The sequence below is a fragment of the Rhizobium sp. PP-CC-3G-465 genome (assembly GCF_004343445.1).
Classification (GTDB): Bacteria; Pseudomonadota; Alphaproteobacteria; order Rhizobiales; family Rhizobiaceae; genus Ferranicluibacter; species Ferranicluibacter rubi.
The window spans coordinates 116,377-131,153 of the sequence record NZ_SLYH01000001.1; the positions used below are offsets into that span (position 1 = coordinate 116,377).

Genomic DNA, 14,777 nt, shown 5'->3' on the forward strand with positions numbered 1-14,777 from the left:
ATGCCGAACCCAGCGTCATGGCGCGTGCCCTCAAGGAAGCTTTCTTCGCAGGCCTCGTCTCGCTCGGCCTCTTCTGCCTCTTCGTCGGTGTCGAGACCTACCAGAACATCAACAACGAACTCGTCTGGCGCATGCGCTGGGGCCTGCTCGCGGTGTTCGTTGGGGTCGCTGCCGTCGGTCGCTTCCTCAACGTCGCCTTCATCCGGCCGGCGCTCGATAAGCGGAAGCTCGCAAAGGCCAAGAGCGGCATCCTCGATGTCTCCGAGGACAAGGGCTTCTTCCACCGCCACTTCCTCAAGATCGCGCTGATCGCGCTGCTGATCTATCCGCCGGTGTCGGTCATGCTGCGCGGCGTTCAGGGTTCGCTGCTGCTGGTCGACAATTTCGGCATCCAGATCCTGATCTACGTGATGCTCGCCTGGGGCCTCAACATTGTGGTCGGCCTCGCAGGCCTGCTCGATCTCGGCTATGTCGCCTTCTATGCCGTCGGCGCCTATTCCTACGCGCTGCTGTCCACCCATTTCGGCCTGTCCTTCTGGGTGCTCCTGCCGCTGGCGGGTATTTTCGCTGCCCTCTGGGGCATCATTCTCGGCTTCCCGGTTCTGCGCCTGCGGGGCGACTATCTCGCCATCGTGACGCTCGCCTTCGGTGAAATCATCCGCCTCGTGCTGATCAACTGGACGGAAGTGACCAAGGGCACGTTCGGCGTCTCCGGCATCGCTAAGGCATCGATCTTCGGCATCTGGTCGTTCGACGTCGGCTCGCCGTCCAACTTCGCCAAGTCCTTCGGCCTGCCGATGTCGTCCGCCTACTACAAGATCTTCCTGTTCTACGTGATCCTGTTTCTCTGCATGCTCACGGCTTATGTCACCATCCGTCTGCGCCGCATGCCGATCGGCCGTGCATGGGAAGCGTTGCGCGAGGACGAGATCGCCTGCCGCTCGCTCGGCATCAATACGGTCACGACCAAGCTGACCGCCTTTGCCACGGGCGCCATGTTCGGCGGTTTTGCCGGCTCGTTCTTCGCCGCGCGGCAGGGCTTCGTGTCGCCGGAAAGCTTCGTGTTCATCGAGTCCGCCGTCATCCTCGCCATCGTCGTTCTCGGCGGCATGGGGTCGCTGACCGGCATCGCGATCGCCGCTGTCGTCATGGTTGGCGGCACGGAACTGCTGCGTGAAATGAACTTCCTCAAGGCCATCTTCGGCCCCGACTTTACCCCGGAACTCTATCGCATGCTCATCTTCGGTCTCGCCATGGTGGTCGTGATGCTGTTCAAGCCGCGTGGCTTCGTCGGCTCCCGCGCACCGTCGGCCTTCCTTCACACCCGAAAGAACGTGTCGGGAAGCTTTACCAAGGAAGGGCACGGCTGATGGTTACGGGAACGGCGACGACAATGTCCAAGGATCCAATCCTCAAGGTCGAACATCTCTCCATGCGCTTCGGCGGCCTGATGGCCATCAACGACTTCTCGTTCGAAGCGACGCGCGGCGAGATCACCGCCCTCATCGGCCCGAACGGGGCCGGCAAGACCACTGTGTTCAACTGCATCACCGGCTTCTACAAGCCGACCATGGGCATGATCACGATGCGGCAGAAGGGCGGCAAGGAGTTCCTGCTGGAGCGCCTACCGGACTTCGAGATCACCAAGCGGGCAAAAGTTGCCCGGACCTTCCAGAACATCCGTCTGTTCTCGGGCCTGACGGTGCTGGAAAACCTGCTCGTCGCCCAGCACAACGCGCTGATGCGCGCATCGGGCTACACGATCCTCGGCCTGTTCGGCTTCCCCGCCTACAAGAAGGCATCGCTCGCCAGCATCGAGCTTGCGAAATACTGGCTCGACAAGGCGTCGCTGACCGACCGTGCCGATGACCCAGCCGGCGATCTTCCCTACGGTGCCCAGCGCCGTCTAGAAATCGCCCGCGCGATGTGTACCCAGCCGGAGCTTCTCTGCCTGGACGAGCCGGCTGCCGGTCTCAACCCGCGCGAGTCGCTGGCGCTCAACACGCTGCTGCGCGACATCCGCACCGACACCGGCACGTCGATCCTGCTGATCGAGCACGACATGTCGGTTGTCATGGAAATCTCCGACCACGTCGTCGTTCTGGAATACGGGCAGAAGATCTCGGACGGCAATCCGCAATTCGTACAGAACGACCCGAAGGTCATCGCGGCCTATCTCGGCGTCGAGGATGATGAGGTCGACGAGGTGATCGCGGAAGTGGAACAGGTTGCGGCGACGGTCGGTCACGGAACCGGCAGCACGGGAGAGCGCTCATGAGCCCGCTTCTTCACGTCAAGGGCGTCGAGACCTATTACGGCAACATCCGGGCGCTCGGCGGCGTCGATGTCGTCGTGGAACCTGGCGAGATCGTCTGCATGATCGGCGCCAACGGCGCCGGCAAATCGACGCTGATGATGACGATCTGCGGCAGCCCGCAGGCGCGCACCGGCTCGGTCATCTTCGATGGTCAGGACATCACCCGCATGCCGACCCACGAGATCGCCCGGCTGCGCATCGCGCAGTCGCCCGAGGGCCGGCGCATCTTTCCGCGCATGACGGTCTATGAAAACCTGCAGATGGGCGCGAGCCTCGACAACCTCAAATATTTCAACGAGGACATCGAGAAGATCTTCACGCTGTTTCCGCGCCTGAAGGAGCGCCAGTCGCAGCGCGGCGGCACGCTTTCGGGCGGCGAGCAGCAGATGCTGTCGATCGGCCGCGCGCTGATGGCGCGTCCGAAGCTTCTCCTTCTCGACGAGCCGTCGCTGGGCCTTGCACCGCTGATCGTCAAGGGAATCTTCGCGGCAATCAAGAAGCTCAACGAGGAAGAGGGGCTGACCGTGTTTCTCGTCGAGCAGAACGCGTTCGCCGCGCTCAAGCTGTCGCATCGCGGCTACGTCATGGTCAACGGACAGGTGACGATGAGCGGCGGCGGCCGGGAATTGCTGGCCAATCCGGAAGTGCGCGCCGCCTATCTCGAAGGCGGGCACCATTGAGCCCCGCTTCCCTTATCCCTTTCATCGGGAGTTTCTGACATGCAGGGCATTCTCCACGAAGAGCCTTCGATCCTTCAGTTTATGCTGATCACCTGCGTGCTCGGCGGCTGGACCGCCTGGCGCACAGGCAAGAGCGTCGCGGACGGCTGGCAGACCTATACGACCGTCGTGGTCTATACGCTGCTGCTCGGTCTCGGCATCCGTTTCGTGCATCACGCACTGTTCAACGGCACGATGTTCAGCCTGCACTACTACGTCGTGGACACGATCATTCTTTTGCTGTTTTCTACCGCTGGGTTCCGTTTCTACCGGACACGCCAAATGGTCAGCAGCTACTACTGGCTTTACGAGAAGGCATCGCCCTTCTCGTGGAAGAATAAATAATAAAGGGAACAGCCGCAGGCGCATCGCCTCGGCCACAACGAACACCGGCGCAGTCAGAGTGGGAACTGCGTTGGCTATGGCAACAGACCCGCTTGAAAATTGGGAGTTACAGGATGAAGAAGTCACTTTTGTCGGCTGTTGCGCTGACGGCGATGGTCGCGTTCAGCGGCCAGGCCTGGGCGGACATCACGATCGCTGTTGCCGGTCCGCTGACCGGCCCGAACGCCGCTTTCGGCGCGCAGCTCCAGAAGGGTGCCGAGCAGGCAGCCGCTGACATCAACGCCGCCGGCGGCATCAACGGCGAGCAGATCAAGATCGTTCTCGGCGACGACGTGTCCGACCCGAAGCAGGGCATCTCGGTTGCCAACAAGTTCGTGGCCGACGGCGTGAAGTACGTCATCGGTCACTTCAACTCGGGCGTTTCGATCCCCGCGTCGGAAGTCTATGCCGAAAACGGCATTCTCGAAATCACGCCGGCTGCAACCAACCCGGTGTTCACCGAGCGCGGCCTTTGGAACACGTTCCGCACCTGCGGCCGTGACGACCAGCAGGGCGGCGTTGCCGGCGCGTACCTTGCCGAAAAGTTCAAGGACGCCAAGGTCGCCGTCATTCATGACAAGACGCCTTACGGCCAGGGCCTTGCCGACGAAACCAAGAAGGCGATGAACGCTGCCGGCATGACGGAAGTCCTGTACGAAGGCGTCAACACCGGCGACAAGGACTTCTCGGCCCTCATCGCCAAGATGAAGGAAGCCGGCGTTTCGATCATCTACTGGGGCGGTCTCCACACCGAAGCCGGCCTGATCATCCGCCAGTCGGCCGACCAGGGCCTCAAGGCCACGCTCGTTTCGGGTGACGGCATCGTCTCCAACGAACTGGCCTCGATTGCCGGCGACGCCGTTGCCGGCACGCTCAACACCTTCGGCCCCGATCCGACGCTCCGCCCGGAGAACAAGGAACTGGTCGAGAAGTTCAAGACCGCCGGCTTCAACCCGGAGGCCTACACGCTCTACTCCTACGCCGCCCTGCAGACGATCGCAGCAGCTGCCAAGGCTGCCGGCTCCATCGATTCCGAAACCGTCGCAACGGCGATGAAGGAAAAGGGCCCGTTCAAGACCGTTCTCGGCGACATGTCCTTCGACGAAAAGGGCGACCCAAAGCTTCCCGGCTACATCATGTACGAGTGGAAGAAGGGCCCGGACGGCAAGTACAGCTACTTCCCGCAGATGTAAGACACCACGGCTTCGGCCGTCGTGTTCGAGACGAGGAGAGCCCGGCTTTGTGCCGGGCTTTTCCGTGTTTGGGGGGTAAAGGAAAACCCTCTCTGGCCTGCCGGCCATCTCCCCCACAAGGGGGGAGAAGACTCGCGGGACGCCCTCGGCACGAATCTTCGAGGTTTGCGTAAAGAGCGAGCGGCAAGCCACAGGTCCTCTCCCCCCTTGTGGGGGAGATGCCCGGCAGGGCAGAGAGGGTTTTTCTTCATCAGCCCCGGCACGAACAACCCCTCAACTCTGGCTCAACGCATTCGTCGCCTTCACCGCGGCCGACGCCCGGTTTTCCACGCCCAGCTTCACATAGATCTGCTCAAGGTGCTTGTTGACGGTGCGGGCGGAGAGGCCGAGGATTTCGGCGATGTCGCGGTTGGATTTGCCCTTGGCGATCCAGACGAGGACTTCCGCCTCGCGCATCGTCAGGGAGAAATGCCGGCGCAGGGCTTCCTCGTCGGTGGTCTGGCTGACGGCGGTGAGGCGGAACAGGTATTCGTCGCTGCCGATGGTGCCGAGGAAGGCGAGTTGGAGGACGGGCACACCGGCATTTTCGATCACGAGGGGAGCGTCCTTGCCAAGCGTGCGCTCGCGCAGGAAGAGGGCGATCTGGTCGGAGACGGCGTCCAGTCCGTCTTCCGAACCTATGGCGGTATCGACCAGCCGGGTCGCTTGGGGCGTCGACCAGTGCAGGGCGCCATTGCCGCGCACCGCGAGCAGATGCCGGCCAGCGGCGTCCAGCGCGACGCGGGCACTCTGGGTGGAGCGGGCGTTGCCGAGGTGGACACGGATGCGGGCCCGCAATTCATCGATGTTGATGGGCTTGGAGAGGTAATCCACCCCGCCGGATTCGAGCGCATGCACGATGTGCTCGGTCTCCGTCAGCCCGGTCATGAAGATCACAGGCACGGGGGCGATGTCGGCAAGCGCCTTCAGCCGCCGGCAGGTGTCGAAGCCGTCCATCTCGGGCATGACGGCGTCCATCAGCACGATGTCGGGCGTGATCTTGTCAACGACCTTGAGGGCCGCCGGGCCGGAGGTGGCGATCAGCACGGAGAAGCCGGATTGCTCCAGCGCGTCGGTGAGGAAGCCGAAGGTTTCCGGGCTGTCGTCGACGATCAACACGATATCGCGGGGGCGGGGGGCGTCACTCACCGGTGGTCTCCTTCCGGCGGCGGGTCGCTTCGCACGGCGGCGGTTTCGAGGAAGGTGGCGTAGCCCGCCATGTCGAAGGCTTGGACATAGGCCCGCGCGGCGTCGGCAAAGGGCAGGTGGGTCGCGTCGCGCGCGAGCTCGGCGAGCTTGGCCTCGATGCCCCTGATATAGCCGATTTCGCCCAGCCGGATCAGCTCCTCGATATGGGATGCTTCGGGCACGAGGATGGGCTGGGGTTCTGTGGTGTCGGTTGGCGGTGCGGGGACATCATGCGTCCATTCGAGGCCGAGATTGACGGCAATCTTGTCCCGGAGCTGGCGGATGACGAAAGGCTTGGCGAGCGTATCGTTGTGGCCGGTATGCTGGCTGGCCAGACTCCCGTCGCCGATATTGGCCGACAGCATGATGATGGGCGCCGCCTGCCCGAGTTCGCGCAGGCGCGAGACGAGCTGCCAGCCGCTCATGCCAGGCATGGAGATATCGACCAGAAACAGATCGGGCTCGATACCCTCGATCAGCGTCAGGCATTCGGCGCCGCCGATGGCGGTGAGGACGACGAAGTCGAGCGGGATCAGCACCTCGCGCATCAATTCGCGGTGATCCTCGTTATCGTCCACCACGACGATGGTGCGGCGCGGGCCGGCATAGCCGGTGACGTCTCGCTGGGGCGGGGGAACGGCGGCGGGCCGGGCCACAGTCGACAGCATCAGCCGCACGCGGAAGGTCGAGCCCTTGTCGCGCTCGCTGGTGACCAGGATTTCGCCGCCGAGCGTCTCGGTCAGAAGCCGCGTGATCGTGAGGCCGAGGCCGAGGCCCGGCATGGGGCGGATCGTTTCGGCTTCGCCGCGCTGGAACGGCTCGAAGATGCGCGGCCGGTCGGCCTCGGAAATGCCGCGGCCGGTATCGGTCACGGTGAAGGTCGCGACCTGGCTGCGATAGGCGACCTCAAAGCGCACGGTGCCGCAATCGGTGAACTTGATGGCGTTCGACAGGAGATTGACGAGGATCTGGCGCAGGCGCTTCTCGTCGGTGCGCACATGCGTCGGCAGGCCGGGCGCCTGGATATGCTCGAAGGCGAGACCCTTGGCCTGGGCCTGCGGGCGGAACATATCGACGATCTGGTCGAGAAAATCCTGGATATTGATCTCGTTGGAGAACACCTGCAGCCGGCCGGCCTCGATGCGGGAAATGTCCAGCAGGCCGTCGATGAGGCCCGAGAGATGATCCGCACTGCGCTTGATGACGCGGATGGCGGCCTGCCGTGGGGCGGGGATCGTCTCGTCGCGCTCGAGAATCTGGGCATAGCCCATGACGGCGTTGAGCGGGGTGCGCAACTCGTGGCTGAGGCCGACGACATAGCGGCTCTTGGCGCGGTTGGCGGCCTCAGCCGTCTCCTTGGCATATTGCAGGGCCGCGTCGGTCTTCTTGTGGGCTGCGATCTCCTTGAGGAGCAGGGTGTTCTGGCGGGACGATTCCTCCTCCGCCACGAGCCGGCTGTCATGGGCGAGCACATAGAACCAGCAGACGACGCCGGTGACGACGGTGAACACGAAGAAGACGATGCCGATGGTGCGGTTGATCACCTCGGCGGCGATCGGCGAGGCGGAACCGGTCTGGTAGGCGATCATGGCGAGGATAGCGCCGATGGCGGAGACGGCGATGACCACGGCGGTGGCATAGCGGCCGAGCCTGCTGGCGAGTGCTGCGACGATGCGTTCGGGCAGGAGCCTGCGGGCGACGGCCGCCGTCTGGGCGTTCAGCCGCGCATGTGGCTTGCAGATGTCGTGGCAGCGGCTGTCGAGTGAGCAGCAGAGCGAACAGATCGGCGCGGCATAGGCGGGGCAATAGGCCATGTCTTCCGGCTCGAACGGATGCTGGCAGATGGAACAGGTGATGGTGCTGCGCATCTTCCAGTGCGCGCGCGGCTTGCGGGCGAGATAGTAGCGGCCGCGTGTGGCATAGGCGAGGGCGGGGGAGATGAGGAAGGCAATGAGCGTGACATAGGTCGATAGCGACGCCATGACCGTGCCAAAGAGGCCGAAATGGGCGGCGAGCGCCACGCCGGCGGAGGTGAACATGGCGCCGAGGCCGACCGGGTTGATGTCGTAGAGATGGGCGCGCTTGAACTCGATGCCATCAGGGGAGAGGCCGAGCGGCTTGTTGATGAAGAGATCGGCCGAGAGCGTGCAGAGCCAGGACATGGCGATGATTGAGAACACGCCGAGCGTGGCTTCGAGCAGCTTGTAGATGCCGAACTCCATGAGAAGCAGGGCGATGGCGACGTTGAACACCAGCCAGACGACCCGGCCGGGGTGGCTGTGGGTCAGGCGGGAGAAGAAATTCGACCAGGCAAGCGAGCCCGCATAGGCGTTCATCACGTTGATCTTCAGCTGCGAGACCACGACGAAGGCCGCCATCAGCACGAGGGCGGCCGTATCGTTGGGGATCATGTAGCCGAAGGCCGCGAGATACATGCGCGAGGGGTCTGCGGCCTCACCGGCAGGCACACCGGTTGACAGCGTGAGAACGGCGAGGAACGAGCCGGCGAGCAGCTTCGGCACGCCCACCACCACCCAGCCGGGACCGGCCAGGAAGACGGCGAAGCGGTGCCGCCACTTCTTCACGCCCTCCGGCGGCAGGAAGCGCAGAAAATCCACCTGTTCGCCGATCTGCGGCATCAGTGCGAGAATGACGGCGGATGCGGCGCCGAACTCGATCAGGTCGAAGGGTGCCGCACCGCCAACCTGCGCATTCGAATGGCCGATGCCGGCAAAGGCGCGCCAGAGGTCGAACTTCTCCCAGTCCAAGAAGGCGATGAAGAAGAACGGCAGGATGTTGAGCACGATCCAGAAAGGCTGCGTGATCAGCTGGAAGCGGGAGATGAGCTGGACGCCGTAGATGACGAGCGGGATGACCACGACGGCGCTGATGATGTAGCCGATCCAGAGCGGGATGCCGAAGGCGAGGTTCAGCGCGCCGGTCATGATCGATGCCTCGATGGCAAACAGCATGAAAGTGAAGCTGGCATAGATGAGCGAGGTGATGGTGGAGCCGATATAGCCGAAGCTCGCGCCGCGCGTGAGAAGGTCGATATCCACGCCGTGGCGGATGGCATAGCGGCTGATCGGCATGCCGATGACGAGCATGGCGATGGCGGCGGCGATGATGGCGTAGAACGCGTTCGTCGTGCCGTAGGAGAGAGTGATCGTGCCGCCGATCGCCTCCAGTGCCAGGAAGGAAATCGCGCCGATGGCGGTCTGGGAAATGCGGCTTGCCGAAAAGCGCCGGGCGCTCTTGGCGGTGAACCGCAGGGCATAATCCTCCAGCGTCTGGTCTGCGACCCAGCGATTGTACTCGCGCCGGACCGGAATGATGCGCTGCCGGGCTGTCATTTCGAGGTTTTCATGGTGCGGAGCAACATCCTTGTCGGCAAGCGACATCGCGGGAGGGCTTGAGGTTCCGATGATCTTGAAGGCTATGCAGGCCCCTGTCCAGACAGACCGCATGTTTCCCGCGGGAGCGCACGCGGCATGTGCGGTTCGCGCCTACGTCAATTGACGTATGTGCATTGCACAAGGCCTGTCGGATAGTCCCGTTGCGACCCGTTAACCCTCCCTTAGGAAACGGCGCCAACGAACGAGAGGGGCTCTCTTATGTCATTCAAATCTCATATCCTCAGCGCATTCCTGGCAGGGGCTTTGGCTACGACGGCATTCTCCGCCGTCTACGCTGCCGAAGACACCATCAAGGTCGGCGTTCTGCATTCGCTGTCGGGCACGATGGCCATTTCCGAGACGACGCTGAAAGACGCCATGCTGATGCTCATCGAGGAGCAGAACAAGAAGGGCGGCGTTCTCGGCAAGAAGCTCGAAGCCGTCGTGGTCGATCCCGCGTCCGATTGGCCGCTGTTTGCCGAAAAGGCCCGCGAGCTGATCTCGGTCGACAAGGTCGCGGCCGTGTTCGGCTGCTGGACGTCCTCGTCGCGCAAGTCGGTTCTGCCGGTGTTCGAAGAGCTGAATTCCATCCTCTTCTACCCCGTCCAGTACGAAGGTGAAGAGTCCTCGCGCAACATCTTCTACACGGGTGCCGCACCAAACCAGCAGGCCATCCCGGCAGTCGATTACCTGATCGCCAACGAAGGCGTCGAGCGCTTCGTGCTCGAAGGCACCGACTACGTCTACCCGCGCACGACCAACAAGATCCTGGAAGCCTACCTGATCGCCAAGGGCGTCGCCAAGGAAGACATCATCGTCAACTACACGCCGTTCGGCTTCTCGGACTGGCAGACGGAAGTCGCCAAGATCAAGGAATTCGGCTCGGCCGGCAAGAAGACGGCCGTCGTCTCCACCATCAACGGCGATGCCAACGTTCCTTTCTACAAGGAACTCGGCAACCAGGGCATCAAGGCCACCGATATTCCGGTCGTCGCCTTCTCGGTCGGTGAAGAAGAGCTTGCCGGTCTCGACACCAAGCCGCTCGTTGGCCATCTCGCCGCCTGGAACTACTTCCAGTCCGTCGATGCGCCTGCCAATGCCGAATTCATCAAGCAGTGGCATGCCTATACCAAGAACGACAAGCGCGTGACGAACGACCCGATGGAAGCCGCCTATATCGGCTTTTCCGCTTGGGTAAAGGCCGTCGAGGCTGCCGGCACGACCGATACGGATGCCGTTCTCGACACGATCATCGGCACCTCCGTTCCGAACCTTTCGGGCGGCTACTCCACCGTCATGCCGAACCACCACATCACCAAGCCCGTGCTGATCGGCGAAATCCAGGGCGACGGCCAGTTCGAAATCGTGCAGCAGACCCCCCAGGTCGTCGGCGACGAGTGGTCGGACTTCCTGCCGGACAGCAAGGACCTGATCTCCGATTGGCGCAAGCCCATGTCCTGCGGCAACTTCAACGTCGCAACGGGCAAGTGCGGCGGCAAGGGCTCCTGATCTCAGCCTTCGGAGGTTGATTTTCCAGACGGCTTTTCATGAAGCAAGCATTTCCGGTGCGGCCCTCGGGCCGCACCGCCAAGGTTTATTACAGGCGATTTGAGACGGCATCGTCTCCGTCCGGCTTTGCGCCGGGCGGAGACACTCTCTTTCTCAGGGGAGGCGATCGTCCGTTGTGTTTTACGGCAGTCCAGGCATGGCACGGAACATGCATGGATGAGGCGGGCACGGACGAACGGACGGGGCTTTCCTGCAATGTCGTACCCGCAATGGCGCAACCGAAAGGTGGTTCCTGCGGAATTCTTGGGCAGATGCGCGCGGTTCATCGCCGTCCTGCCGCGTGAAGGGGCTTTGAAACACATGCAGCTGACATCGAGCACGCTTCGGATCGTTCTTCTTCTCCTCGGTCTCGGCCTCGTTTTTGCGACAGGCGCGCGGGCGCAGGATGCGCTGAAACCGCTGGTCGATGGGCTGGGCGCCATCGCGTTTCCGCAGAAGGTGGAAGCGGTGAAGCAGCTCGCCGCGACAGGCGATCCGAAGGTGCCCGGGATCCTCGAAAAGCTCAGCGCCGGGGCGCTGTTTGCACCGAAGGCGGGCGGTACGGTCTATCTCGTCGAGGGCGACGTGGTGTCCGATCCGGTCACCGGCGCGCCTGTCGAGGGGGTGGCGGCCGGCAGCCTGCAGAAGATCCGGCTGAACAACATGCTGCGCGGCGCCATCGGCGATGCCATGAGCCAGCTGACCCTGCTCAGCCCCGACCGCAATGCCCGCCTTTCCGCTGCCCAGGCGCTGCTTGCGAGCGGTGATACCGCCAATCTCGCGCTGCTCGACAGTGCGCTGGCCAAAGAGGGCGATGCCGAGGTCAAGGCGGCGATGGAATCCGCCCGGGCTGTGCTGATCCTGAAGACGGATGCGAGCGCCGAGGACAAGAAGGCGGCGATCGAGAACGTCGCAGCGCGCGGCGACCGCGGCGCGCTCAATATCCTGACTGCGGCGCTTGCCACCGCTCCGCCGGACCTCGTACCGGTGATCCAGAGCCGTATCGACGGCATCGCCAGCAGCCTTGCCGTCTGGGATGTTGTGCAGAACGTCTGGTACGGGCTGTCGCTCGGCTCGGTGCTGCTGCTCGCCGCCATCGGCCTGGCCATCACTTTCGGCGTCATGGGCGTCATCAACATGGCGCATGGCGAGATGGTGATGCTGGGCGCCTACACGACCTATGTCGTGCAGCAGACGGTCGCCTCGCTGGCACCTGAGCTTTCCACCTTCTCGCTCGCCTTCGCGGTGCCGATCGCCTTTCTCTTTACCGGGCTTGTCGGCGTCGCCATCGAGCGCGGCATTATCCGCTTTCTCTATGGCCGGCCGCTCGAGACGCTACTTGCCACCTGGGGCCTGTCGCTGATCCTGCAGCAGACCATCCGCACGATCTTCGGGCCGACCAACCGGCAGGTAGACAATCCGAGCTGGATGTCGGGCACGTTCGATTTCGGCGGTCTCGCCATCACCTGGAACCGCATGTGGATCATCGTCTTCTCGCTTGCCGTGTTCCTGGCATTGCTGACGCTGCTCAAGCGGTCGCGCCTCGGCCTGCAGATGCGCGCCGTGACGCAAAACCGGCGCATGGCCTCCTCCATGGGCATCCGCACGCCGATGGTGGACGCGATGACCTTCGGCCTCGGCTCGGGCATTGCCGGCATCGCCGGGGTGGCGCTTAGCCAGATCGATAACGTCTCGCCCAATCTCGGGCAGAACTACATCATCGACAGCTTCATGGTCGTGGTGTTCGGCGGTGTCGGCAATCTCTGGGGCACCTTCGTCGGTGCCATGACGCTCGGGATCGCCAACAAGTTCCTCGAGCCCTATGCGGGCGCGGTGCTCGGCAAGATCCTGATCCTCGTCCTCATCATCCTGTTCATCCAGCGGCGGCCGCGCGGCCTGTTCGCCCTCAAGGGGAGGTCGATCGAATAATGTTCACGACCCGGCTCATCCACGCCCATGAGAAGAAGGTCCTGGCGCTTGCCGCCCTGATCCTCTTCATCGCCCTCGCGGTTCCCGCCTCCAACCTGCTGCTCGATCCCGGCAACCCGCTGCATGTTCCGTCCCATGTCGTGCCGTTGTTCGGGAAATATCTCTGCTACGCGCTGCTCGCGCTCGCGCTCGATCTCGTCTGGGGCTATTGCGGCATTCTCTCGCTCGGCCACGGCGCCTTTTTTGCGCTCGGCGGCTATGCCATGGGCATGTATCTCATGCGCCAGATCGGCGCGCGCGGTACCTATGCCAACCCGATCCTGCCCGACTTCATGGTCTTCCTGAACTGGAAGGAACTGCCCTGGTACTGGACCGGCTTCAACTCCTTCCCTTTCGCCGCGCTGATGGTGTTGCTGGTGCCCGCCGCGCTCGCCTTCGTCTTCGGCTGGCTCGCCTTCCGTTCGCGCGTCACCGGCGTCTACCTCTCGATCATCACGCAGGCGATGACCTATGCACTGCTGCTCGCCTTCTTCCGCAACGAGATGGGCTTTGGCGGCAATAACGGCCTGACCGACTTCAAGGACATCATCGGCTTCAATATCCAGGCGCCGGAAACGCGCGCGACCCTGTTCGCCATCACCGGCATCGTTCTCGCGCTCGTCCTGCTCCTCTCCTCGGCCATCGTTCAGTCCAAATACGGCAAGGTGCTGATCGGGGTGCGGGATGCGGAAAGCCGGACGCGCTTTCTCGGCTATCGCGTCGAGAACATGAAGCTCTTCATCTTCACCTTCTCCGCCATGATCGCCGGCGTCGCCGGCGCGCTCTACGTGCCACAGGTCGGCATCATCAATCCGGGCGAATTCGCGCCTGCCAACTCGATCGAGGTCGTCATCTGGACGGCGGTCGGCGGACGGGGCACGCTGATCGGGCCGATTATCGGCGCGGTGCTCGTGAACTTCGGCAAGTCCATTTTCACCGCCGCCTTCCCGGAATTCTGGCTGTTCGCGCTCGGCGCGCTCTTCGTCGCCACCACGCTGTTCCTGCCGAAGGGCATCGTCGGCACCATCCAGCAGGGCTTTGCCTCCCGTCGGGACTACAAGGCGGCAGCCGAAGCCGAAAAGGGCCGCACCGTTTCGACCCGCGACCCCGTCGACCTCCAACCTCAAGCCGCGGAGTGAGCGCCATGGACCAGAAGATCACCAACAGCCTCCTCTATCTCGACGGCGTCTCGGTTTCCTTCGACGGCTTCAAAGCGCTGAATTCCTTGTCTTTCGTGGTCGCGCCCGGCGAGCTGCGGGCGATCATCGGCCCCAACGGTGCCGGCAAGACGACGATGATGGACATCATCACCGGCAAGACGCGGCCGGATACCGGCACCGTCTATTTCGACGGGCAGATCGACCTGACCAAGAAGGACGAGGCCGATATCGCGCAGCTCGGCATCGGCCGCAAATTCCAGAAGCCGACCGTGTTTGAAAGCCATACGGTCTGGGACAATATCGAGCTGGCGCTGAACCGCAAACGCGGCGTCTTCGCCACGCTGTTCTACACGCTCACGCCGGCCGACAAGGCGCGGATCGAGGAGATCCTCGAAACCGTGCGCATGACCGCCCGCAAGGACCATCTCGCAGGTAGCCTGTCGCACGGGCAGAAGCAGTGGCTGGAGATCGGCATGTTGCTGGCGCAGGAGCCGAAGCTGCTGCTGGTGGACGAGCCCGTCGCCGGCATGACGGATGCGGAGACCTCTGAGACGGCGATCCTCCTCAAGGAGATCGCGAAGACCCGCTCCGTTGTCGTCGTCGAGCACGACATGGGCTTCATCCGCGACCTCGGCGTCAAGGTCACCTGCCTTGCCGAGGGCTCGGTTCTAGCCGAGGGCTCGATCGACTTCGTGTCGAACGATCCCAAAGTCATCGAAAACTATTTGGGGCGGTGATCTCATGCATTACAATGTCTCGATGTTTGCAATCCAAGGATCAGCGTCCGCCGATCCAATCCTTCGACATGATTTTGGGGCAGGGCAAGCATCCCGAGTCTTCTCCCCCCTTGTGGGGGAGATGGCTGG

At 63.1% G+C, this 14,777-nt stretch carries 11 protein-coding genes; 9 read left to right on the forward strand and 2 right to left on the reverse strand.

Going from position 1 to position 14,777, the window contains the following annotated elements:
• Window positions 1-17 precede the first annotated feature (17 nt).
• The 5 genes from livM to C8J33_RS00525 all read left to right on the forward strand — a co-directional run bounded on the left by livM (window position 18) and on the right by C8J33_RS00525 (window position 4,613).
• Window positions 18-1,370: a high-affinity branched-chain amino acid ABC transporter permease LivM gene (gene livM, locus C8J33_RS00505; RefSeq protein ID WP_422038009.1), complete on the forward strand. Its 1,353-nt coding sequence runs from the start codon at window positions 18-20 to the stop codon at window positions 1,368-1,370.
• A complete protein-coding gene (locus C8J33_RS00510) occupies window positions 1,370-2,278 on the forward strand; it encodes an ABC transporter ATP-binding protein (protein ID WP_132662665.1) in 909 nt (302 codons plus the stop codon). Before livM ends, C8J33_RS00510 begins: the two co-directional genes overlap by 1 nt.
• The gene (locus tag C8J33_RS00515) at window positions 2,275-2,997 is read left to right on the forward strand and encodes an ABC transporter ATP-binding protein (protein WP_062591936.1); all 723 of its coding nucleotides are present in this window, start codon (window positions 2,275-2,277) and stop codon (window positions 2,995-2,997) included. The genes C8J33_RS00510 and C8J33_RS00515 overlap by 4 nt, the downstream gene beginning before the upstream one ends.
• A gap of 39 nt (window positions 2,998-3,036) precedes the next feature.
• Window positions 3,037-3,381: a DUF6867 family protein gene (locus C8J33_RS00520; RefSeq protein ID WP_110728483.1), complete on the forward strand. Its 345-nt coding sequence runs from the start codon at window positions 3,037-3,039 to the stop codon at window positions 3,379-3,381.
• 113 nt (window positions 3,382-3,494) lie between these two features.
• Window positions 3,495-4,613 (forward strand): branched-chain amino acid ABC transporter substrate-binding protein, encoded by a 1,119-nt coding sequence (locus C8J33_RS00525; RefSeq protein ID WP_110801810.1) that lies wholly within the window; start codon window positions 3,495-3,497, stop codon window positions 4,611-4,613.
• Between the two features lie 273 nt (window positions 4,614-4,886).
• Here C8J33_RS00525 and C8J33_RS00530 read toward each other — a convergent pair whose 3' ends face one another.
• Both C8J33_RS00530 and C8J33_RS00535 read right to left on the reverse strand, forming a co-directional pair.
• Complete coding sequence (locus C8J33_RS00530) at window positions 4,887-5,801, reverse strand: DNA-binding response regulator (RefSeq protein ID WP_132662666.1); 915 nt, start codon at window positions 5,799-5,801, stop codon at window positions 4,887-4,889.
• Window positions 5,798-9,193: an ATP-binding protein gene (locus C8J33_RS00535; RefSeq protein ID WP_132662667.1), complete on the reverse strand. Its 3,396-nt coding sequence runs from the start codon at window positions 9,191-9,193 to the stop codon at window positions 5,798-5,800. Before C8J33_RS00535 ends, C8J33_RS00530 begins: the two co-directional genes overlap by 4 nt.
• A gap of 261 nt (window positions 9,194-9,454) precedes the next feature.
• Here C8J33_RS00535 and urtA point away from each other — a divergent pair, with 261 nt between their 5' ends.
• The 4 genes from urtA (at window position 9,455) to urtD (ending at window position 14,648) form a co-directional block, all read left to right on the forward strand.
• Complete coding sequence (urtA, locus tag C8J33_RS00540) at window positions 9,455-10,744, forward strand: urea ABC transporter substrate-binding protein (RefSeq protein WP_132662669.1); 1,290 nt, start codon at window positions 9,455-9,457, stop codon at window positions 10,742-10,744.
• A gap of 360 nt (window positions 10,745-11,104) precedes the next feature.
• Window positions 11,105-12,712 carry an urea ABC transporter permease subunit UrtB gene (urtB, locus tag C8J33_RS00545; RefSeq protein WP_132662670.1) on the forward strand — a complete coding sequence of 536 codons (1,608 nt, stop codon included), beginning with the start codon at window positions 11,105-11,107 and terminating at the stop codon, window positions 12,710-12,712.
• Window positions 12,712-13,890: an urea ABC transporter permease subunit UrtC gene (gene urtC / locus C8J33_RS00550; RefSeq protein ID WP_132662672.1), complete on the forward strand. Its 1,179-nt coding sequence runs from the start codon at window positions 12,712-12,714 to the stop codon at window positions 13,888-13,890. The genes urtB and urtC overlap by 1 nt, the downstream gene beginning before the upstream one ends.
• A 5-nt stretch (window positions 13,891-13,895) precedes the next feature.
• Complete coding sequence (urtD, locus tag C8J33_RS00555) at window positions 13,896-14,648, forward strand: urea ABC transporter ATP-binding protein UrtD (protein WP_110728477.1); 753 nt, start codon at window positions 13,896-13,898, stop codon at window positions 14,646-14,648.
• Window positions 14,649-14,777: the final 129 nt, after the last annotated feature.

What these genes read in the sequence shown, in the direction of transcription:
- livM (WP_422038009.1), top strand. Translation starts at nt 18, where the DNA reads ATGGCGCGTGCCCTCAAGGAAGCTTTCTTCGCAGGCCTCGTCTCGCTC.
- C8J33_RS00510 (WP_132662665.1), top strand. Translation starts at nt 1,370, where the DNA reads ATGGTTACGGGAACGGCGACGACAATGTCCAAGGATCCAATCCTCAAG.
- C8J33_RS00515 (WP_062591936.1), top strand. Translation starts at nt 2,275, where the DNA reads ATGAGCCCGCTTCTTCACGTCAAGGGCGTCGAGACCTATTACGGCAAC.
- C8J33_RS00520 (WP_110728483.1), top strand. Translation starts at nt 3,037, where the DNA reads ATGCAGGGCATTCTCCACGAAGAGCCTTCGATCCTTCAGTTTATGCTG.
- C8J33_RS00525 (WP_110801810.1), top strand. Translation starts at nt 3,495, where the DNA reads ATGAAGAAGTCACTTTTGTCGGCTGTTGCGCTGACGGCGATGGTCGCG.
- C8J33_RS00535 (WP_132662667.1), bottom strand. Translation starts at nt 9,193, where the DNA reads ATGACAGCCCGGCAGCGCATCATTCCGGTCCGGCGCGAGTACAATCGC.
- urtA (WP_132662669.1), top strand. Translation starts at nt 9,455, where the DNA reads ATGTCATTCAAATCTCATATCCTCAGCGCATTCCTGGCAGGGGCTTTG.
- urtB (WP_132662670.1), top strand. Translation starts at nt 11,105, where the DNA reads ATGCAGCTGACATCGAGCACGCTTCGGATCGTTCTTCTTCTCCTCGGT.
- urtC (WP_132662672.1), top strand. Translation starts at nt 12,712, where the DNA reads ATGTTCACGACCCGGCTCATCCACGCCCATGAGAAGAAGGTCCTGGCG.
- urtD (WP_110728477.1), top strand. Translation starts at nt 13,896, where the DNA reads ATGGACCAGAAGATCACCAACAGCCTCCTCTATCTCGACGGCGTCTCG.